20 protein-coding genes and 1 pseudogene are annotated in these 20,711 nt (G+C 72.4%); 5 read left to right on the top strand and 16 right to left on the bottom strand.

Annotated features, from left to right (window positions below):
- The 4 genes from ABD249_RS02775 to guaB all read right to left on the bottom strand — a co-directional run.
- Positions 1-365, bottom strand: a 365-nt coding sequence (locus ABD249_RS02775) for a PadR family transcriptional regulator (RefSeq protein ID WP_344340062.1), incomplete at its 3' end; no start/stop codon positions are given.
- Complete coding sequence (locus ABD249_RS02770; protein ID WP_344340060.1) at positions 362-1,204, bottom strand: DUF4097 family beta strand repeat-containing protein; 843 nt, start codon at positions 1,202-1,204, stop codon at positions 362-364. The genes ABD249_RS02775 and ABD249_RS02770, both read right to left, overlap by 4 nt.
- Before the next feature lie 206 nt (positions 1,205-1,410).
- Positions 1,411-2,337: a hypothetical protein gene (locus ABD249_RS02765; protein ID WP_344340059.1), complete on the bottom strand. Its 927-nt coding sequence runs from the start codon at positions 2,335-2,337 to the stop codon at positions 1,411-1,413.
- A gap of 223 nt (positions 2,338-2,560) precedes the next feature.
- Positions 2,561-4,063, bottom strand: coding sequence for an IMP dehydrogenase (guaB, locus tag ABD249_RS02760; RefSeq protein ID WP_344340056.1), 1,503 nt, complete (start codon positions 4,061-4,063; stop codon positions 2,561-2,563).
- Positions 4,064-4,224: 161 nt separating this feature from the next.
- On the opposite strand from guaB, the gene ABD249_RS02755 reads away from it, so the two are divergent.
- From ABD249_RS02755 to ABD249_RS02740, 4 genes and pseudogenes are all read left to right on the top strand, one after another.
- Positions 4,225-5,613 carry a branched-chain amino acid ABC transporter permease gene (locus ABD249_RS02755; RefSeq protein ID WP_344340055.1) on the top strand — a complete coding sequence of 463 codons (1,389 nt, stop codon included), beginning with the start codon at positions 4,225-4,227 and terminating at the stop codon, positions 5,611-5,613.
- Positions 5,613-6,638, top strand: a complete 1,026-nt coding sequence (locus ABD249_RS02750; protein WP_344340054.1) for a branched-chain amino acid ABC transporter permease — start codon at positions 5,613-5,615, stop codon at positions 6,636-6,638. The genes ABD249_RS02755 and ABD249_RS02750 overlap by 1 nt, the downstream gene beginning before the upstream one ends.
- On the top strand, positions 6,631-7,551 hold the full coding sequence (locus tag ABD249_RS02745; protein ID WP_344340051.1) for an ABC transporter ATP-binding protein: 921 nt from the start codon (positions 6,631-6,633) through the stop codon (positions 7,549-7,551). Before ABD249_RS02750 ends, ABD249_RS02745 begins: the two co-directional genes overlap by 8 nt.
- A pseudogene (locus ABD249_RS02740) lies at positions 7,548-8,270 on the top strand (ABC transporter ATP-binding protein); the annotation flags it as partial. The gene ABD249_RS02745 and the pseudogene ABD249_RS02740, both read left to right, overlap by 4 nt.
- Positions 8,271-9,076: 806 nt before the next feature.
- Here ABD249_RS02740 and ABD249_RS02735 read toward each other — a convergent pair.
- From ABD249_RS02735 to groES, 3 genes are all read right to left on the bottom strand, one after another.
- Positions 9,077-10,342 (bottom strand): ABC transporter substrate-binding protein, encoded by a 1,266-nt coding sequence (locus ABD249_RS02735; RefSeq protein WP_344340050.1) that lies wholly within the window; start codon positions 10,340-10,342, stop codon positions 9,077-9,079.
- 151 nt (positions 10,343-10,493) lie between these two features.
- Entirely contained in the window at positions 10,494-11,411 is a 918-nt protein-coding gene (rarD, locus tag ABD249_RS02730; RefSeq protein WP_344340048.1) for an EamA family transporter RarD, read from the bottom strand.
- A 74-nt stretch (positions 11,412-11,485) separates the two neighbouring features.
- Positions 11,486-11,782, bottom strand: a complete 297-nt coding sequence (groES, locus tag ABD249_RS02725) for a co-chaperone GroES (RefSeq protein ID WP_344340047.1) — start codon at positions 11,780-11,782, stop codon at positions 11,486-11,488.
- Between the two features lie 126 nt (positions 11,783-11,908).
- Between groES and ABD249_RS02720 the strand changes: the two genes are divergently transcribed.
- Entirely contained in the window at positions 11,909-13,087 is a 1,179-nt protein-coding gene (locus tag ABD249_RS02720; RefSeq protein ID WP_344340045.1) for a class I SAM-dependent methyltransferase, read from the top strand.
- Positions 13,088-13,155: 68 nt separating this feature from the next.
- Here ABD249_RS02720 and ABD249_RS02715 read toward each other — a convergent pair whose 3' ends face one another.
- From ABD249_RS02715 to glmS, 9 genes are all read right to left on the bottom strand, one after another.
- A complete protein-coding gene (locus tag ABD249_RS02715; RefSeq protein ID WP_344340042.1) occupies positions 13,156-14,088 on the bottom strand; it encodes a hypothetical protein in 933 nt (310 codons plus the stop codon).
- Positions 14,089-14,205: 117 nt separating this feature from the next.
- Positions 14,206-14,538, bottom strand: a complete 333-nt coding sequence (locus ABD249_RS02710) for a DUF4190 domain-containing protein (protein ID WP_344340041.1) — start codon at positions 14,536-14,538, stop codon at positions 14,206-14,208.
- A gap of 70 nt (positions 14,539-14,608) precedes the next feature.
- Entirely contained in the window at positions 14,609-15,649 is a 1,041-nt protein-coding gene (tsaD, locus tag ABD249_RS02705) for a tRNA (adenosine(37)-N6)-threonylcarbamoyltransferase complex transferase subunit TsaD (RefSeq protein ID WP_344340039.1), read from the bottom strand.
- Complete coding sequence (rimI, locus tag ABD249_RS02700; protein WP_344340038.1) at positions 15,646-16,092, bottom strand: ribosomal protein S18-alanine N-acetyltransferase; 447 nt, start codon at positions 16,090-16,092, stop codon at positions 15,646-15,648. The genes tsaD and rimI overlap by 4 nt, the downstream gene beginning before the upstream one ends.
- Complete coding sequence (gene tsaB, locus ABD249_RS02695) at positions 16,089-16,652, bottom strand: tRNA (adenosine(37)-N6)-threonylcarbamoyltransferase complex dimerization subunit type 1 TsaB (RefSeq protein WP_344340036.1); 564 nt, start codon at positions 16,650-16,652, stop codon at positions 16,089-16,091. The genes rimI and tsaB overlap by 4 nt, the downstream gene beginning before the upstream one ends.
- The gene (gene tsaE, locus ABD249_RS02690) at positions 16,649-17,536 is read right to left on the bottom strand and encodes a tRNA (adenosine(37)-N6)-threonylcarbamoyltransferase complex ATPase subunit type 1 TsaE (protein ID WP_344340035.1); all 888 of its coding nucleotides are present in this window, start codon (positions 17,534-17,536) and stop codon (positions 16,649-16,651) included. Before tsaE ends, tsaB begins: the two co-directional genes overlap by 4 nt.
- Positions 17,533-18,501 (bottom strand): alanine racemase, encoded by a 969-nt coding sequence (locus tag ABD249_RS02685; protein WP_344340034.1) that lies wholly within the window; start codon positions 18,499-18,501, stop codon positions 17,533-17,535. Before ABD249_RS02685 ends, tsaE begins: the two co-directional genes overlap by 4 nt.
- On the bottom strand, positions 18,501-18,866 hold the full coding sequence (locus ABD249_RS02680; protein ID WP_344340032.1) for a holo-ACP synthase: 366 nt from the start codon (positions 18,864-18,866) through the stop codon (positions 18,501-18,503). The genes ABD249_RS02685 and ABD249_RS02680 overlap by 1 nt, the downstream gene beginning before the upstream one ends.
- Entirely contained in the window at positions 18,863-20,710 is a 1,848-nt protein-coding gene (gene glmS / locus ABD249_RS02675) for a glutamine--fructose-6-phosphate transaminase (isomerizing) (RefSeq protein ID WP_344340031.1), read from the bottom strand. Before glmS ends, ABD249_RS02680 begins: the two co-directional genes overlap by 4 nt.
- Between the last annotated feature and the right edge of the window lies 1 nt (position 20,711).

The following is a 20,711-nucleotide window of genomic DNA, read 5'->3' as shown; positions in this document are numbered from 1 at the left end:
GCGAGGTCGGCGCGCAGCGTGCGCATGGCATCGCGCACGCCGCCGCGGACCTCGTCGGCGAGGCGTCGCACCGAATCGCCGATCTCGGTCTCGAGGGCGTCGAGCTCGCCCTCCCGCTCGGCGAGATGCGCGCGTCCGGCATCCGTGATCTCGTAGCGCGTGCGACGCCCGTCGGCGTGCTTGGCGACGAGCCCCTCCTCCTCGAGCCGCGACAGGCGCGGGTAGATCGTGCCGGCGGAGGGCTGGTAGGTGCCGCCGAAACGACGCTCGAGCGCCTGCATGACCTCGTAGCCGTGCATCGGCGACTCCGCGAGCAGCGCCAGCAGGTACAGGCGCAGGGCGCCGTGCGCGAAGACGGGGCTCATCGGCGCACGACCGTGTGGTCGCCCGAGACCGAGTTGAGGCTCACGCGGGCCGCCTCACCGAGGCCGGGCTCCGTGTGGCGCCCGCCGCGCTTGGGCATGCGAGCGCCGAAGATGCTCCCCGATCCGCTCACGGTGTTCGTGACGACCTCGGCCGCGACGCCCTGGTCGACGCGGATCGTCGCGTCGGACGAGACGCCGTTGATCGACACGGACCGCACGGGGCCGTGGAGGTCGAGCAGCACGTCGCCGCTCACGGTGTCGATCCCCACGCGCGGGGAGGCGCCGGAGGCCGTGACGTCGCCGCTCACGCTGTGCACCTGCAGGTCGCCGTCGACCCCGGTCGCCTCGACGTCACCGCTGACGGTGTTGACCTGCAGCGCGCCGACGACGCCGTCGAGCTGCACGGCGCCGGAGACGGTGCTGACGTCGGCCCCCGCGGTCAGGCCCGTGACGAGCCCCTCCGCCGACACCTGCCCGTAGGTGAGCCGGGTGCCGCGCGGCACGAGGATGCTGACCTCGACGCGCCCGCGCTCGCCGCCGAGCGACTTCAGCGACTCGAGGAGGTTCGACCAGCGCAGCAGCGGATGCGCGACCGCGAGCGCCCCGTCGTCGAGCGAGACCTCGAGGTCTCGGCCGTCGACGCGGTGGACCTCGACCCGCGCCCACGGCTCGTCGTGCCCCACGACGTCGACGCTGCCGGCGATGACGCCGACCTTGAGCCTGCGCACGCCCTCGAGCGTGATCGTGCGGCTCTCGCCCGGGCGGATCGTCCACCGCTCGGCGCTCGAGTCCGCGGGCGTCGCGCCGTCGAACGGCGCCTCGTGCTGGTTCGCCTCCACGGCGGCTCCTCTGCTCGTCCCAATCGCGATATATCGCGTCTCTCCCTCACGATATATCGCGTCTGCGCCGGTCGCAACCCTCCCGTCAACCCTCCCGGCAGCCCTCCCCCAGCGCCGCGCTCTCCTCTCTTCCGAGGTGGGCCTGCTGCACCAAGGGGCTGCTACATCCGCACCTCGTCGCAGCAAGCGCACCTCGCAGCAGGGGGTCAGGCGCGCCAGCGGACGCCCGGTGGCAGCACCGCGTCCCGGTGCGGCAGCCCGGCTGCCAGCAGGATGGCGCGGAGGCGGGCCGGATGCAGGACGTCGTCCCACGTCCACCTGCACACCCGTGCGACGCGGCGCAGCGCATCCTCTCGGCGCTTCTCGGCGACGAGCGCGTCGGTGCCCGACCTGCCGGCCGCCGCGGCGAGGGTGCCGTACTTCACGAGGCCATCGAACTCGCCGACCAGCAGGCCATCGTCGAGTCGCCAGCCGAAGTCCGCGCGCACCTCGCCGATCGTGGTGCGCACGACGACCTGGAGCTCGGGTGCCGGGAAGCCGAGCAGCGCGATCGCCACCCGGCTGCGGGACTCCCCGACCGACTCCGCGCCTGCGTTCGCGAACGCGTTCGACCACCGCGCTCGCGCGCGGCCGCGCGTGCTCTGGGCCGCCAGCGCGTGCTCGACGTCATCGCTCGTCGCGAACCGGTCCCGCAGCGCGGCGTCCATCGCCGGCACCGCCTCGAGCGGCCCCCGCCGCCTGCCGAGGTCGGCGAGCGTCCAGGCCACGCTCGAGCAGCGGATGCCGTCGACCTCGGCCACGTGCTCGGGTGGGATCGGCAGATGCGAGCTGCGCACGCCCGCGCGTGCGCCCGACATGGAGGGATCGCCCGTGCTGAAGACGTACGCGGGCTCCAGGCCGATCGGCAGTCCGTGGAGGATGGCGGCGGACTCGAGCGCCATGACGATGCCGGGCCGAGCGAGCGCGACGGCGCGGATCCGTGCGAGATACCGGGCCTCGGGCGTGGCGTCCCCGTGCGCGGCGGCGTCGACGTACGCGCCTCGTCGCACGCGCTGCAGCGACCGGGCTCGCGACGGCACGACGCCGAGCGGCGTGACTGCCTGGGTGTGCACGAGCTCGAGACGGTCATCCATGCCCGCGAGGATGCGCGCCTCGCGGGCGCGCCGTCGCCACGAGCGCACGGCCTGTGCACGGGCGGCCCCTGTGGAACCGCCCACCGTGGCGTCCCGAGGTGCGTTGCGCACACCCGACAGCGTTCCGAGGTGCGCTTGCTGCACCGAGGGGCCGATGCAACAGCCCCTCGAGGCCGCAACCGCACCTCGAGACGCGAGCGGGGTGGGTGCCGCTCCGCGCGGGTCAGCGCCGGTAGTTCGGCGCCTCCACGACCATCTGGATGTCGTGGGGGTGCGACTCCTTGAGGCCGGCGGCGGTGATGCGCACGAAGCGACCCTTCGCCTGCAGCTCGGGGATCGTGCGGCCGCCGACGTAGAACATCGACTGCCGCAGGCCGCCCGAGAGCTGGTACGCGACGGTCGCGAGCGGACCGCGGTACGGCACCTGACCCTCGATGCCCTCGGCGATGAGCTGCTCGTCGGAGGGCACGTCGGCCTGGAAGTACCGGTCGCGCGAGTACGAGGTCTTCGTGCCGCGCGTCTGCATCGCGCCGAGCGAGCCCATGCCGCGGTAGGTCTTGAACTGCTTGCCGTTGATGAGCACGAGGTCGCCGGGGCTCTCGTCGGTGCCTGCGAGCAGCGAGCCGAGCATGACCGACGACGCACCGGCGACGAGCGCCTTCGCGATGTCGCCCGAGTACTGCAGGCCGCCGTCGGCGATCACCGGCACGCCCGCGGGCGTCGCGGCGAGCGACGCCTCGTACACGGCCGTCACCTGCGGCACGCCCACGCCCGACACCACGCGCGTCGTGCAGATGGATCCGGGACCGACGCCCACCTTGACGGCGTCGACGCCCGCGTCGACGAGCGCCTGGGCGCCCTCGCGGGTCGCGACGTTGCCGCCGATGATGTCGACGGCGTCGAACCGCGAGTCGGCCTTGAGCCGGTGGACGATGTCGATGACGCCCTGGCTCTCGCCGTTCGCCGTGTCGACGACGATGGCGTCGACGCCCGCCTCGAGCAGCGCCTCGGCACGCTCGTACGCGTCGCCGAAGAAGCCGATCGCCGCGCCCACGCGCAGGCGGCCGTGCTCGTCCTTCGTCGCGAAGGGGTACTGCTCGACCTTGTCGAAGTCCTTGATCGTGATGAGCCCCGCGAGGCGGCCGTCCTCGTGCACGAGGGGCAGCTTCTCGAGCTTGGAGCGACGGAAGATCTCGAGGACGTCCTCGCGGGACGTGCCCACGGGCGCCGTCGTGAGGGGCGCGGGCGTCATGACGTCGCGCACGAGCGTCGTCGGCCCGTCGGCGCGCGCCACGAAGCGCATGTCGCGGTTCGTGATGATGCCGAGCAGGTGGCCGGACTCGTCGACGACCGGCAGACCCGAGACCTTGTACTGGCCGCAGATCGCGTCGACCTCGGCGACCGTCGCGTCGGGTCCGATCGTCACGGGGTCGGTGATCATGCCCGACTCCGACCGCTTCACGCGGTCGACGATCGCCGCCTGATCCGCGATCGCGAGGTTGCGGTGCACGATGCCGATGCCGCCCTGGCGCGCCATGGCGATCGCCATGCGCTCCTCGGTCACGGTGTCCATGGCGCTCGAGACGAGCGGCACGGACAGCCGGATGCGGCGGGAGAGCCAGGTCGAGGTGTCCGCCTCGCTCGGGATGACGTCGGTGCGGCCCGGGAGCAGCATGACGTCGTCGTAGGTGAGGCCGGTGAAGCCGAACGGGTCGCGCGTATCCATCGCCATCCATCGTACGAGTAACGATTCGGTCCCGAGTCACGCTTCGGGCAGAACTCGAAACATGCTCGACACCGTCACCGGGCTATGGTGACTCCACCGTGCAACAGGCACCCAGCCTCTCGCATTCCCCTCGGGCTGCGCCACGGACCACTGGAGGACATGTGGAGAAGACGCTCCGACCGGCCAGGTGGTGGCTCGCCATCCCTGCGCTGCTCGCCGCACTCGCCGTCGCGCTCGGACTCGGGGCACCCCCCGCCGACGCGACCGCCCCGCCCTCGGACTCGGGGAGCGCGTACCAGTTCCAAGGCATCGTGCGCTCCGATCCCCAGACCCCGATCGCCGGCGTCGTGATCAACGCCTCCGGCCCGGACGGGTTCGCAGGCACGGCCACCACGGCCGCCGACGGCCGCTGGTCGATCCCGACGCCCGGACCGGGCGACTACACGGTGTCGATCGACGAGACGACGGTCCCCGACGGGCTCGAGGTGAACCCCGCGCACATCTCGCGCGACTTCACCCTCGGCACGACGAGCTCGCAGAGCGTGCTCTTCGGCATCGGCGCTCCCGGCTCGTTCGCACCCGCGCCGAGCGCAGGCTCGGGAGACGGAGGCGGCGACGACGGCGGCTCCGAGTCGAACGAGTCGACCTCGAGCTCGAGCTCGTTCTCGTGGTCCCGCCTCGGCCAGCGCCTCTTCACGGGCCTGAACTTCGGACTGCTGCTCGCGCTCGCCGCGATCGGCATCACGCTGATCTTCGGCACGACCGGCGTCAACAACTTCGCCCACGGCGAGATGGTGACGTTCGGCGGCTTCGCCTTCTTCCTGCTCACGACGACGCTGGGGCTGCCCGTCTGGGTCGCCATCATCGGCGTCCTGATCGCGAGCGGAGCGTTCGGCTGGCTGCATGACGCGGCGATCTTCAAGCCGCTGCGCCGACGACGCGTCGGCCTCGTGCAGGTGCTGATCGTCACGATCGGCCTCTCGATCGCGCTGCGGTACTTCTACCAGTTCCTCTTCGGCGGCGGCAGCAGCACCCTCGCGGTCGACAACTCGGCGCGCATCTCGTTCGGCACGTTCAACGTGAACGTCTCGAACATCGTGAGCATGGTCGTCTCGGTCGTCATCCTCGGCGCCGTGGCCTACTTCCTCACGCGCACGCGCATCGGCAAGGCGACGCGCGCGGTCAGCGACAACGCGGGCCTCGCAGCCGCGTCGGGCATCAACGTCGACCGCGTCATCCGCATCGTGTGGGTGATCGCCGGCATGCTCACGGGTCTGTCCGGCGTGCTGTACGCGTACTTCATCGGCGCGAGCGTGCGGTGGGACATGGGCTTCCTCATCCTCCTGCTGCTCTTCGCATCGGTCACGCTCGGCGGTCTCGGCAGCGCGTTCGGCGCCCTGGTCGGCGCGCTCATCATCGGCATCGTCACCGAGGTCTCGACGCTCTGGCTGCCGAGCGACCTCCGGTTCGCGGTCGCCCTCGTCATCCTCATCCTCGTGCTGCTCGTGCGGCCGCAGGGTGTGCTCGGTCGCAAGGAGAGGATCGGCTGATGCTCGACGTCCTGCTCGGTTCGCTCGGCAATCTCATCTCCGCCGAGTCCGCTGCCTACGCCCTGGCCGCCATCGGCCTCGGCATCCACTTCGGCTACGCCGGACTCCTGAACTTCGGCCAGGCCGGGTTCATGGCGATCGGCGCCTACGGCTTCGCCATCTTCACGCGGTTCGTCGACCCGACGACCCAGTTCGGATGGCCGTCGTGGCTGTCGCTCATCGCGGCGATCCTGTTCGCGGTGGTCTGCTCGGTCATCTTCGCCCTCATCCTCGGCATCCCGACGCTGCGCCTGCGCGGCGACTACCTGGCGATCGTCACGATCGCCTCGGCCGAGATCGTGCGCTTCGTCGCCCGCACCCAGGACCTCACCGAGGTCACGGGTGGCTCGCAGGGCATTCGAGGCACCGACTACAAGGGCGACATCAACGCCTCGAACCCGTTCGCCGACGGCGGCTGGCTCCACTGGGTCGCGTCGGGCCCGCTCGAGTCGCTCTCGTCGAACAACGGCTGGTACACGTTCCTCAGCTGGGTGCTCGTCATCGTGGCCGTCGTGCTCGTGTGGGGCCTGATGCGCAGCCCGTGGGGCCGCGTCATCAAGGGCATCCGCGAGGACGAGGACGCCGTGCGCAGCCTCGGCAAGAACGTCTACTCCTACAAGATGCAGGCGCTCGTGCTCGGCGGCGTCATGGGCGCCATCGCCGGCATCCTGTTCATCTTCCCGAGGGCCGTCCAGCCCGACAGCTTCGCCACGACCCTCACGTTCAACGTGTGGACGGCGCTGCTGCTCGGCGGCGCCGCGACCGTGCTGGGCCCCGTGCTCGGCGGCGTGCTGTTCTGGTTCCTGCTCTCGTTCGTCCGCGGCCTGATCGCCGAGCTCCACGGCCTCGGCATCTTCGGCACCATGTCCGCCTCGCAGGCCGGACAGCTGGCGTTCGTCGCGGTCGGCGTCGCGCTCGTCGTGCTCGTGGTCTTCCGCCCACAGGGGATCATGGGCAACAAGAAGGAGCTGTCGTTCCATGTCTGACACGCAGATCACGCATCCGCTCGTCGACGGCCCGGTGGGCCCCGGCTGCAAGAAGGTCGACCCGATCGTCATCGCCGACGGCGTCAAGCGGCAGTTCGGCGGCCTCACGGCCGTCGACGTCGCGCACGTCGAGATCCCGAGGAACGCCATCACGGCGCTCATCGGCCCCAACGGCGCCGGCAAGACGACCTTCTTCAACCTCCTCACCGGCTTCGACAAGCCCAACGAGGGCAACTGGCAGCTCGACGACCAGTCGCTCGCGAACGTGCCCGCCTACAAGGTGGCGCGCCGCGGCATGGTGCGCACCTTCCAGCTCACGAAGTCGCTCGGCCGCCTCACCGTGCTGCAGAACATGCTGCTCGGTGCGCGCGACCAGCGCGGCGAGCGCTTCCTCTCGGCCCTCCTGCCGTTCCTGTGGGGCCGTCAGGAGCGTGCGAACGTCGAGCGCGCCGACGACCTGCTGCGGCGCTTCAAGCTGCACGAGAAGCGCGAGGACTTTGCCGCGTCGCTCTCGGGCGGCCAGCGCAAGCTGCTCGAGATGGCGCGCTCGCTCATGAGCGACCCGCGCCTCGTGATGCTCGACGAGCCGATGGCCGGCGTCAACCCGGCCCTGACGCAGTCGCTGCTCGATCACGTGCTCGGGCTCAAGGACGAGGGCATGAGCGTCCTCTTCGTCGAGCACGACATGCACATGGTGCGGCACATCTCCGACTGGGTCATCGTGATGGCCGAGGGCAAGGTCGTCGCCGAGGGCCCGCCCGAGTCGATCATGCAGGACCAGGCCGTCGTCGACGCCTACCTGGGCGCGCACCACGACACCGACCTCGGCACGCTGACGAACCAGCAGGTCGTGCAGATCGAGCAGGAGGCCGCCGCGGAGCTCGCGTCGACCGACGAGGAGGAGAAGGCATGACCGTCGTGCTCGAGACGAAGGATCTCGTCGCCGGCTACCTGCCGGGCGTCAACATCCTGAACGGATGCTCGATCGTGGCCAACGAGGGCGACCTCATCGGCATCATCGGCCCGAACGGCGCCGGCAAGTCGACCCTGCTCAAGGCCATCTTCGGCCAGGTCAACGTGCGCGGGGGCGAGATCCTGCTCAAGGGCGACGACATCACGGGCCTCAAGGCCGACCGCCTCGTGTCCAAGGGCGTCGGCATGGTGCCGCAGAACAACAACGTGTTCCCGTCGCTGACGATCGAGGAGAACCTCGAGATGGGGCTCTTCCAGGAGCCGCGTCGGTTCAAGGAGCGCTTCGAGTTCGTCGCAGGCCTCTTCCCCGAGCTCGCGAAGCGTCGCAAGCAGCGTGCAGGCAGCCTCTCCGGCGGCGAGCGCCAGATGGTCGCGATGGGCCGTGCGCTCATGATGGACCCGTCGGTGCTGCTGCTCGACGAGCCGAGCGCCGGCCTCTCCCCCGTGCGCCAGGACGAGACGTTCCTGCGCGTCGCGGAGATCAACAAGCACGGCGTCACGATCGTCATGGTCGAGCAGAACGCGCGCCGTTGCCTGCAGATCGCCCACCGCGCCTACGTGCTCGACCAGGGCAAGGACGCGTACACGGGCTCGGGTCGCTCGATGCTCAACGACCCCAAGGTCGTCGAGCTCTACCTCGGCACGCTCGCGACCGACGTCGAGGAGAAGGCGAAGACCGCCTCCCACGACCAGGTCCCGGCTGCGCCCGCGAGCCCCGTGCAGACGGATGCTGCGGGCTCGACCCCCGGTGCTGCGGCTCCTGCGACGGATGCCGACGTGCGCCCCTCCGAGGAGCGCTAGCAGCCCCAGCGGCGACGCATCGACGGCGGGTGGCCCCACGGGGCTGCCCGCCGTCGCTGCGTGGTCGGCCGGCGATGCACGCACACTGGTCACGGTTGCACCTCGGAGGGCCTCTTCGAGGTGCAACCGTGACCACCGTCGGTGCGATCGTGACCACCGTGCGTGTCATGGCGTCCACCGCCGGTGCGATCATGACCGATCGACGCAGGATGCGACCACTCGGCCCAGGACGACGGTCGCATCTCCGCGCACGGGCATCCGACACCACGTGGGCGGCCCCCAGGAGGCGCGCACAGGCTGCAGGGCACGTGCAGCCTCCTGGTCGCCTTCCGACCCACGGTGGTCGCTGTTGCACCTCGCATGGCCCCTCCGAGGTGCAACAGCGACCACCGTCGGTGCAACCGTGACCACCCTGGGTGCAACCGTGACCACCGTCGGTGCAACCGTGACCACCGTGGGTGCAACTGTGACCAGTCGACGCACGACGTGACCAGTCGACGCACGACGTGACCAGTCGGCGCGAGACGTGACCGGTCGACGCGGGACGTGACCGGTCTGGGCGCTCGGGCGCGGCGGCGGGCGCTCCCCACGCACAGCGAAGGGGCCCCGATCTCCCGGGGCCCCTTCGTGATGCGGTGCTGTGATGCGGTGGTGCGGAGTGCTGGCTACTCGGTGAGCGAGCCGGCCTCGGTCGTCGTCAGCGTGTAGCGGTTGTCTGCACCGTAGGTGTAGATGCCGATGAACGCCTCGGTCGGGTCGCCGTTCTCGTCGAACTCGATCGGGCCGGAGACGCCGTCGTAGTCGATGTCCTCACCGTCCTCGATGAGCTGGAGGCACTCGGCCACGTCGGTGCACTTCGTGCCACCCTCGGACACCGACTGCAGGTTGTCCTTGATGGTGTCGGCGTCCGCCGAGCCGCCCTGCGCGGCGGCGAGCGCTGCGAGGATGACCGCGTCGTACGACTCGGGTGCGTAGGAGAAGTCCTCGAGGTCCGGGTTCACCTCTGCCAGGCGGTCCTGGAAGTCGGTGTCGGCCGGGTTGCCGGGCAGCGTGCCCTGCGCACCCTCGAGGGTGCCCTCGGGGAACTCGTACGTGTTCGAGAGGTTGCCGTCGACGAAGTAGACCTGGCTCGCCGGGTAGCCCTGCGTCGAGATCAGCTCGGGGACGATGTTCTCGGTCTCGACGAACGCGAGGAGGCCGACCGCGTCGGCGCCCGAGGCGATGATCGACGCGACCTGCGACGAGAAGTTCGTGTCACCGGGGTTGTAGGCCTCGGATGCCACGACGGCGCCGCCGGCTGCCTCGATGGCGAGCGTGGCGTTCTCGGCCAGGCCGATGCCGTAGGGGTCGTTGACGTAGATGAAGCCGACGTTCGTGGCGCCGTTGTTCACCATCAGGTTGCCGAGCACGCGGCCCTGCAGCACGTCGGAGGGGGCGGTGCGCCAGTAGATGCCGTCGTCGTCGTAGTCCGAGAAGTCGGGCGACGTGTTGGCCGGCGAGATCTGCACGATGTTCGCGTCGATCAGCTGGTCGACGAACGTGAAGGACACGCCCGAGGATGCTGCGCCGATGACGACGTCCGCGCCGGCGTCGACGAGCTCACCCGCCGACTGGATCGCGATGTCGGTCGTGGTGTCGCCGGAGTCCTTGTGGTCGACCTCGACGGCGAACTCGTAGCCCGCCTCCTCGAGGTCGGCCGCTGCGAGGTCGACGCCTGCGAACTCGGGCGGGCCGAGGTACTCGAGGTTGCCGGTCTGGGGCAGGATCGTGCCGACGTAGAGCGTCGACTCGGGGCCGCCGTCGCCGCCTCCATCGCCGCCGCCGGCGTCGCCGCCGCCGCCCGACGAGCATGCGGCCATCGCGAGGACGCCGATGGCGCTCGCTGCGAGCAGCGCGTTCCGGCGCGAACGCGGTCGAAGGAATGCCTTCATGGTGCTCCTTGAGTCAAGGGTGATGCCCCCGACCGTGCCGGGGTTGAGGCAACGATAGACGCGGGAAGGTCCGAGAAACCCTCAGTTGCGTGACGTTCTTGTAACGGTCTGATCCCGGTACGGTCACGGTCGTCGAGCGGGGCGCAGCCGCTCAGGGAGCGGGCAGCGGCACGGCGAGCGCGCGGCGCCTCGACCGCTCGGCGACGACGAGGTCGACCATGAGCACCGCGAGCGCGAGCCACACGATGGCGAAGCCGACGAGCCGCTCGAGCGGCATGGGCTCGCCCATGACGAGCACGCCGAACGCGAGGCTCATCGACGGGGCGATGTACTGCGTGAAGCCGAGCGTCGCGAGCGAGACGCGTCGCGCCGCCGCGGAGAACAGCATGAGGGGCAGCGCCGTGACGACGCCGAAGCCGAGGACCGCCCACTGCTGCCCGGGCGAGACCTCGAGGATGGTCGGACCGACGATGACGATCGACCCGACGAGCATCGCCATCGAGATGGGCAGCGTCGCCGCGGTCTCGATCGTGAAGCCCGTGATGGCGTCGACCTTGGCGCCGACCTGCTTCTTCAGCAGCCCGTACGTGCCGAACGACACCGCGAGCACGAGCGCGATCCACGGGAACGTGCCGTAGCCCACGACGAGCACGACGACCGCGACCGAGCTGATGCCGACCGCGACCCACTGCGCGGGGCGCAGGCGCTCGCGGAGCACCACGACGGCGAGCACGACCGACAGGATCGGGTTGAGGAAGTAGCCGAGGCTCGTCTCGACGATGTGCTGGCTGAGCACCGCGTACGCGAAGACCGTCCAGTTCGCGAGGATCGCGACGCCGGAGAGGCAGAGGAACAGCATGCTGCGCCGATCGCGCAGCACCGCGCGGATGCGGGACCAGCCGCGCACGACCGTGACGATGATCGCCGCGACGACGAGCGAGGCGAGGATGCGCCAGCCGATGAGCTCGATGGCGCCGATGCCCTCCATGAGGACGACGTACATCGGCATGACGCCCCACACGAGGTAGGCGCCGACGGCGAGCAGCAGCCCGCGGGACGACTCGCGCATCATGCCTCCTGGAACGACGCCGACGGCGGCGCCCATCCCGGGCGCCGCCTTCGGCGGTGGTGGATCGGTGCGCGTCAGCGCACGACCACGGCGAGCACGTCGCGCGCGGACAGCACGAGGAACTCGTCGCCGCCGAACTTCACCTCGGTGCCGCCGTACTTCGAGTAGAGCACGCGGTCGCCCTCGGCGACGTCGACGGGCACGCGGTTGCCGTTGTCGTCGATGCGACCCGGTCCGACCGCCACGACCTCGCCCTCCTGGGGCTTCTCCTTGGCGGTGTCGGGGATGACGAGCCCGCTGGCAGTCGTCGTCTCCGCCTCGACCTGGCGGATGACGATGCGGTCCTCGAGCGGCTTGATGGAGACCGACACGGTTGCCTCTTTCCTGAGTCGACAGTCTGCTGGCAATCGACGTCGTCGAGTGCCAGGTCGACTGTACGCGAGGCGCTGGCACTCGGTCAACATGAGTGCCAGCGTCGCTGCTGCTTGGATGGGGACATGGACGCCGTCGGCTTGCGCATGCTGCTCTCGCGCGAGGGCCTCGCCCTCCTCGACGAGGCGTCGGCGAGCCTCGACGACCTCGGTGGCGCCGTGCAGGCGGTGGCGACGCTGCGTCGCCGCGGGCACGACCCGGCGCTCGTCGCCGCCGTGCTGACGCAGGCCCGGCTGCGCCGGCGCGCGCACGCCAAGTTCGGCGACTTCGCCGCGGCGATGCTCTTCACGGAGGCGGGTCTCGAGCAGGCGACGCGGCTGCGCGTCGCCGCCGTGCACGCCGGCCGGATGCGCGACGCGGGCATGCGCGCCGTCGCCGACCTCGGCTGCGGCATCGGCGGCGACGCGATGGCGCTCGCGGGTGCCGGCTGCGTCGTGCGAGCCGTCGACGCCGACGAGGTCACCGCCGCGGTCGCGGGCTTCAACCTCGCCCCGCTGCCCGAGGCATCCGTCTCCCACGCCCGCGCCGAGGACGTGGACCTCGCGGGCGTCGACGCCGTCTGGGCAGACCCGGCACGGCGCGACGCCACGGGCCGCAGGCTGCCGGTCGAGGCATGGTCGCCGCCGCTGCCGTGGCTGCTCTCGCTCGCCCACGAGCGCCCCATGGGCATCAAGGTCGCCCCGGCGATCGACCGCGACCTGATCCCGGCCGGCAGCGAGGCGCAGTGGGTCACCGTCGACGGCGAGACGGTCGAGGCCGTCGTGTGGACGGGCGGGCTCGCCCGCGTCGGCGTGTCGACCTCGGCGCTCGTGCTCGACGCGGCCGGCGCGCACGAGGTGGCGGGGACGCCCGACGCCGACGACGTGCCGGTGCGGGAGCTCGGCGCCTGGCTGCACGAGCCCGCGGGATCCGTCATCCGCGCGCGCCTCATCGGCTCGATCGCGGAGCGCATCGCAGCGGGGGCCGTGAGCGAGCGCATCGCGTACCTCACGACCGACGCCGACGCGACGAGCCCGTTCACGCAGCGGTTCCGCGTGCTCGCGACGCTCCCCCTCGACGAGCGCACGATCCAGCGCGAGCTGCGCGAGCGGGGCATCGGCACGCTCGAGATCAAGAAGCGCGGCGCCGACGTCGACCCCGATCGCCTGCGCAGGCGCCTGCGCCTGCAGGGCGACCGCTCGGCGACGCTCGTCGCGACGCGCCTGGGCGGCCGCCACCGGGCGATCCTCGCCGAGCGCGCCTGAGGCGCCTCCCCGTCACGCAGAACGCCCCGCCGAGCAGGCGGGGCGTTCGTGCGATCGGCGGGGATGGCTCAGAACGAGCCGCCCGCTGCGAAGTACTGACCCCACACGACGACGTAGATGATGATGACGATGAGCGTGATGAGGGTGCCGAGCACGCCCGCGAGCATCGCGATGAGGCCCCACGGCTTGTTCTGGGGCGCGCGGCGCATGCTCATGAGGCCCGTGACGATCGCGCCGACGGCGGGCAGGAGGCCGAGGCCGGACCACGACAGCACGAAGCCGAGCGCACCGAGCACGATCGCCGTGATCGTGAGGCCCGTGAGCTTGCCGCGCGGTGCCTTCTCGGGCTGTCCGAACTGCTGCTGGCCGTAGGCGGCGTAGCCGGTCTGCTGCTGGCCGTACTGCGGCTGCTGGTAGCCGGGCTGGCCGTAGGCGGCCTGCTGGCCGTACGACCCGTCCTGCTGCTGCTGGCCGTAGGCGGGCGCCGACGACTGCTGGCCGTAGGCCGGGGTCTGCTGCCCGTACGACGGAGCGGGCGTCGACTGGCCGTACGACTGCTGCTGCTGGCCGTACGACGGGGTCTCGGACTGCTGGCCGTACGACGGGGTCTCGGACTGCTGGCCGTACGACGGGGTCTCGGGCTGCTGGCCGTACGACGGGGTCGATGCGGGCTGCTGGCCGTAGGAGGGCGTCTCGGGCTGCTGCTGTCCGTACGACGGCGTCTGCTCGGCCTGCTGGCCGTATGCGGGCGTCTCGGACTGCTGGCCGTACGACGGCGTCGCCTGCTGGCCGTAGGACGGGGTCGCGGGCTGCTCGGGCTGCTGCGCGGCGGCCTGGCCCCACGAGCCGGCCGACGAGTCGCTCGAGGCGCTCCACGACTGGCCCTGCTCGGGCTGCTGCGACTGCTGGCCGAAGCTCGGGTCGGTCGCGGGCTGCTGCTCGGGGGTCTCCGACGGCGCGAAGCGTCGCTCGTCGCCCTGCTGCGGGAACTGGTCGCTCATGGTCCCTCCTGGGATCCTCGCCTGCCTGGCAGGCTGTGGTCACGGTCGTCACGAAGAGCGGTGCGACGCGACGTGCTCACGCTACCGCACGCGTCCCGGCCGAGACCGTGGGTCGCGTCATCGAACGGTGGGCAGCTGCTCCACGAGCTCGCCGATGCCGACCGCGAAGAGCGCGACCCCCACGACGAGCAGCACGAGCGAGAGCGCGCCGAGCACGATCGCCGCGAGCGCGAGCGGGCGGCCGCCCGCGTCCGTGCGTCGGATGCGGACGAGCGCGATCGCGCCGAGCACGATGCCGGCGATCGACCCGATCCCCGGCAGCAGCACGAGGCCTGCGGCGCTCGCGCAGATGGCGAGCATCGCGAGCAGGTCGGTCGCGGGCGCGCGGTACGCGGCGGCGTCGGGCGCCTCGTGCGCGGCGGCGAGGGGCGGCGGCGGTGCGATGCTCACGCTGCAGAGCATGCCATCCGAGCCTGTGCGGCGGCTCTGTCGCGCGCACACGGCGCTGCCGATGGGCGCGTCAGCCGACCTGGACGATCCCGGCGTCGAGCGTCGACTCCACGCCGAAGCCCGGCGCGCTCGGTGCGACGCCGCGCGAGACGAGGCGCGCGCCGAGCCCGGCGATCATCGCGCCGTTGTCGGTGCACAGCGCCAGCGGAGGCACGCGCAGCGCGACGCCCGCCGCCTCGCACCGCTCCGCGGCGACCTCGCGCAGCCTCGCGTTCGCGACGACGCCGCCGCCGAGCAGCAGGCGCGGCACGCCCGTGTGCGCGCACGCGTCGAGCGCCTTGGTCACGAGCACGTCGACGACGGCCTCGCGGAAGGATGCCGCGACGTCCGCGACGCGCAGCTCGCCCGCGTCGCCCGTGCGCTCGACGTGGCGGGCGACGGCGGTCTTGAGGCCCGAGAACGAGAAGTCGAAGCGGTGCCGCTCGCGATCCTTCGGCGCGGTGAGGCCGCGCGGGAAGGCGATGGCGCGCGGATCGCCGTCGACGGCGGCCGCGTCGATCGACGGCCCGCCCGGGTAGCCGAGGCCGAGCAGCCGCGCGACCTTGTCGAACGCCTCCCCCGCCGCGTCGTCGATCGTCTCGCCGAGCGTCACGACGTCGGCGTCGACGTCACGGACGTGCAGGAGGGACGTGTGGCCGCCGGAGACGAGCAGCGCGATCGTCTCCTCGTCGATCGGCCCGCCTGCGAGCGCATCCGCCGCCACGTGGCCCACGAGGTGGTTGACGCCGTGCACGGGCAGGCCCGTCGCGACGCCGAGCGCCTTCGCGGCGCCGACGCCGACCATGAGCGCGCCCGCGAGGCCGGGGCCGGCCGTCACGGCGATGGCGTCGAGATCGCCGAGCGTCACGCCCGCCTCGGCGAGCGCGCGCTCGATGGTCGGCTCCATGGCCTCGAGGTGCGCGCGGGCCGCGATCTCGGGCACGACGCCGCCGAAGCGCGCGTGGAGGTCCATCGACGACGCGACGACGTTGGCGAGCAGCTCGTCGCCGCGCACGATCCCGACGCCGGTCTCGTCGCAGCTCGTCTCGATGCCCAGCACGAGCGGCCTCATGCGAGCTCCTTCCGCATCGCGATCGCGTCGATGCCCTCCGGCTGGTAGTAGCCGGGGCGCACGCCGATCTCCTCGAACCCCTCGGACAGGTACAGCGCACGCGCCGGGGCGTTGTCCTCGCGCACCTCGAGGAACAGCTCGCGGACGCCGCGCATCCGGGCGTCCTGCTGCGCCTCGGCGAGGAGTCGCCTGCCGAGGCCCGTGCCGCGTGCGGCCGCCGAGACGGCGATCGTCTGGATGTCGCCCTCGACGCCCACGGCGCGCAGGCCGACGTAGCCGACGACGGCGCCCGCGTCGTCGACGGCCACGACGTAGCGCCCCCACTCGCTCGTCATCTCGCGCTCCATGACCGGGCGCGACCATGCGGTGAGCCCGAAGGACGCGGTCTCGATCGCCATGATGGCGTCGAGGTCGCCCGGCACGGCCGTGCGCAGCGCGATCACGTCGTCACCCGCTTCGGTGCGGCGCTCGGCACGGCGTCCGCCTCGCGGAGGTACAGCGCCTCCCGGCCCGTCTCCGCGCCGGCGGCGAGCGCCGCGACGAGCCCGGCGGCGTCGATCCAGTCGGCGTCGACGCGGCGAGCGCCCTCGACGACGGGCACCTCGAGCGCGGGCGCGATCGCCGGACCGTCGACGCGGTGGCCGCCGTCGTAGATGCTCCACGCCCGCTCGCGCCTGCGCACGTCGGTCGTGACCTGCACGAGCCCCTGCTGGCCGACCCCGACGGCGTCGTGGCTGCACACGCCGACCCACGGCACCCCGAGGCCGAGCGCCGCGGTGCGCACGGCGACGATGCCGATGCGCAGGCCGGTGAACGCGCCGGGCCCGAGCCCCGCGACGACGCTCGTGACGGCGCTGCGATGCGTGCCGAGCACCTCGGCGAGCAGGACGTCGAGCACCTCCGCATGGCGCCTCGTGTCGTGCTCCTCACGCGACGCGACGACGCGATCGCCGTCGACGAGCGCGATCGACGTGCCCCGCGACGTGTCGATGGCCAGGATCATGCGCTCCCCCTCGCGAATGTCAGCAGGCGGGCGGCGGGCCATGCCGGCCCGTGCCCCGTGAGCCGCACGGTGCGCGGCTCGTCGACGTCGTCGCCGCCGCGCGCGCGCACGATCTCGACGTGCAGCCACGCGTCGACGGCGTGCACGAGCGGCAGGCCCCACTCGGCGACGGTGATCGAGGCCTCGACGTCGAGGTCGAGGTCGTCGAGCTCGGCCTCGTCGCCGAGCCGGTACGCGTCGACGTGCAGCAGCGGGACGGTCGCGGTGCGGTGCGTCCGCGCGATGACGAACGTCGGGCTCTGCACGGTGCCGACCGCGCCGAGCCCCGCGCCGATGCCGCGCACGAGCGTCGTCTTGCCCGCACCCAGCTCGCCCGTGAGCACGAGGACGTCGCCGGCGGCGAGGATGCCAGCGAGGCGCACGCCGAGTCCCTCCATCGCATCGGCGTCGGCCACGACGCCCTCGACGACGACGTCGACCCGCGGGCCGACGAACGCGGCGAGCAGCGCCGCCGGCACCCCCGCGGCCTCGCCCCATGCCTCGATGCCGGTGCCGCCCGCACCCCACAGCACGGCCTCCGCGCCCGCCTGGACGCGCGCGTCGCCGACGTCGAGCACGACCTGGTCCATCGCGACGCGCCCGGCGATCGCGTGCGACGCGCCGCCGACGGTCACGGGCGCGCCGGATGCCGAGCGCGGCACGCCGTCGGCGTAGCCGAGCGCGACGAGGGCCAGGGTCGTCGGCTCGGCGGTGACGTGCTCGCTGCCGTACGAGACGCCGTGCCCGGCCGGCACGCGCTTCGTCGACACGACCTCGCCCGCGAGCCGCACGACGTCGCCCGCGAGGTCGACCGTCGCGACGCGACGGGGTGCGAGGGCGCTCATGCAGCAGCCATCCGCGTGACGACCTCGTAGCCGATCGTGCCCGCGGCCAGCGCCCACGCGACGGCCGTCGGCTCGCCCTCGCCGGGGTCGCCCCACAGCACGGCCTCGCCCGTCGCGTGCTCGGCGAGCCGCGACGTCGCGACCCCGACCTCCGCGATCGGCACGATCCGACCGCCCACGAGCACGGGTGCGCCCTCGGCGGGCAGCAGGCCGTGGCGCGCGCCGACGTCGAGCACGCCGTCGGTCGCGACGCCCGTGACGCGCATCGCCGGCCGGAGCCCCGCGGCCGTCGCGGCCGAGCCGGCGGCATCGTCGCCATCGGGGTGGATGCCGTAGGCGGCGATGCCGACGCGCACGAGATCCATGCCCGCGCCCGCGAGGCCCATGGCCGCCGAGGAGTTCGCGAGATGGCGCACCTCGGGCTCGAGGGCGGCCGCGACGTCGCACGCCGCGACGAAGGCGTCGCGCTGGCGGGCATCCGAGACGGCGCCCGAGCCCGCGAGGTGCGAGAAGATGCCGCGCACGCGCACCGAGCCCGCGGCCTGCAGCGCGGCCGCGCGGGCCACGACGGCCTCCCACTCGCCGAGCGGCACGCCGTTGCGCCCGAGGCCCGTGTCCACCTTGAGATGCACCGTCGCGCCCACGAGCGCCGCCAGCTCGAGCTGCACCAGGCTCGAGACGCCGACGTCGACGCCCGCGGCGACCGCGGGCGCCAGATCGGGATCCGCCGCGTGCAGCCAGGCGAGGATCGGCACGTCGATGCCCGCCTCGCGCAGCGCGAGCGCCTCGGCGACGTCGACGACGCCGAGCCACGCGGCCCCGCCGTCGAGCATCGCGCGCGCGGCGACGAGGGCGCCGTGCCCGTAGCCGTCGGCCTTCACGACGCCGCACACGCCGACGCCCGCCTGCGCCGCGACGGCGGCGACGTTCGCGGCGATCGCCGACGCGTCGACCTCGACGCGCATCACGCCTCCGCGACCACGACGGCTGCCGCGACGCCCGCGTCGTGCGTGAGGGACACGTGGACGCTCGTGACGCCGCGCGAGGTCGCGAGCGCCGCCCACGCGCCACCGAGCACGAGCGAGGGCGCGCCGGCCGCGTCGGACGCGACCACGAGGTCGCGCCACCGCTGGCCCTCGATGGTGCCGAGCGCCTTCGCCGCCGCCTCCTTGGCCGCCCAGCGGGCTGCGAGCGAGCGGACGGGCCTCGGCGACCCGGAGACGACGAGCTCGTCGTCGGCGAAGAGCCGCTGGGCCAGGCCGGGCGTGCGCGCGACCGCGCGCTCGAAGCGCGCGACGTCGACGACGTCGATGCCCAGCCCGACGATCACTCGACCGTCACGGACTTCGCGAGGTTGCGCGGCTGGTCGACGTCGAGGCCCTTCGCCGTCGCGAGCTCGAGCGCGAAGACGTGGAGCGGCACGACCGACAGCACCGGCTCGAGCAGCGGCAGGGTCAGCGGGATGCGCAGCACCTGGTTCGCGTACGGCAGCACCGCCGAGTCGCCCGCCTCGGCCACCGCGATGACGCGGGCGCCGCGCGCACGGATCTCCTGGATGTTCGAGACGACCTTCGCGTGCAGGCCCTGCTGGTGCCGCGGGCTCGGCACGACGACGAAGACGACCTGGCCGGGCTCGATGAGCGCGATCGGGCCGTGCTTCAGCTCGCCGGCGGCGAAGCCCTCCGCGTGGATGTAGCTGAGCTCCTTGAGCTTCAGCGCACCCTCGAGCGCGACGGGGTACCCCACGTGCCTGCCGAGGAAGAGCACCGAGCGCGTGTCGCTCATCCACTGCGCGAGCTCGCGGATCTCGTCCTGGTCGGCGAGCAGCGTACGCAGCTGCTCGGGCAGCTCCTCGAGCGCCTCGGTCACCTCGCGGATCGCGTCGTCGGCCATGGCGCCGCGCACGCGTCCGAGGTGGAGGCCCGTGAGCAGCAGCGCGACGACCTGCGCGAGGAAGGCCTTCGTCGACGCGACGGCCACCTCGGGCCCCGCGTGCGTGTAGAGGACGGCCTCCGAGGCGCGCGCGATCGTCGAGCCCTGCGTGTTGCAGATCGACAGCGTGCGGGCGCCCTGCGCGATGGCGTGCTGCACCGCCATCTTCGTGTCCATCGTCTCGCCCGACTGCGAGATCGAGATGACGAGCGTGCGCTCGTCGACGATCGGGTCGCGGTACCGGTACTCGTGCGCGAGGTCGACCTCGACGGGGATGCGCGCCCACGCCTCCATCGCGTACTTGCCGACGAGCGCGGAGTACGCCGCGGTGCCGCACGCGACGATCTGCACGCGGTCGATGCCGCGCAGCGCGTCGTCGTCGAGCGAGCCGAGCTCGCCGAGCGACGGCAGGCCGTCGACGAGGCGTCCGCGCAGCGTGTTGGCGACGGCCTCGGGGTCCTCGGCGATCTCCTTCGCCATGAACGACGACCAGCCGCCCTTCTCGGCGGCCGCGGCATCCCACGTGACCTCGAACGTCTCGCCCTCGAGCGGCCGGCCGTCGAAGTCGACGACCGTGACGCCCTCGGGCGTGATCGTCGCGACCTCGTCGTTGCCGAGCGCCCTGGCGTGGCGCGTGTAGCGCACGAAGGCGCTCACGTCGCTCGCGAGGAACTGCTCGCCCTCGGCGAGGCCGACGAGCAGCGGGGAGTTGTGGCACGCGCCGACGACGACGTCGGGCTCGTCGAGGTGCACGGCGAGGAGCGTGAACTGCCCCTCGAGCCTGCCGGCGAGGGCGAGCATGGCCTGCGTGAGGTCGCGGTGCTCGCGGTGGAGGCGGCCGAGCAGCAGCGCGGCGGCCTCGGTGTCGGTGTCGGACGTGAACGTCTCGCCCGCCGCCTCGAGCTCGGCGCGCAGCTCGGCGAAGTTCTCGATGATGCCGTTGTGGATGAGCGCGAGGCGCCCGTCGTCGCCGAGGTGCGGGTGCGCGTTCTCGTCGGTCGGCCCGCCGTGCGTCGCCCAGCGCGTGTGGCCGATGCCGATGCCCGACTCGGGCAGCGGCGCGTCGTCGAGCGACGACCGCAGCACGCCGAGCTTGCCTCCGCGCTTGCGCCACGAGACCCCGTCGACGCCCACGACGGCGACGCCCGCGGAGTCGTAGCCGCGGTACTCGAGCCGACCGAGCCCCTCGAGGAGCACCTCGACGGTGTCCCGTGGACCTGCATACCCGACGATGCCGCACATG

It is taken from the genome of Agrococcus versicolor (assembly GCF_039531815.1).
In the GTDB taxonomy this organism is placed as follows: domain Bacteria; phylum Actinomycetota; class Actinomycetes; order Actinomycetales; family Microbacteriaceae; genus Agrococcus; species Agrococcus versicolor.
This window is presented reverse-complemented; position numbering and strand designations above follow the sequence as displayed.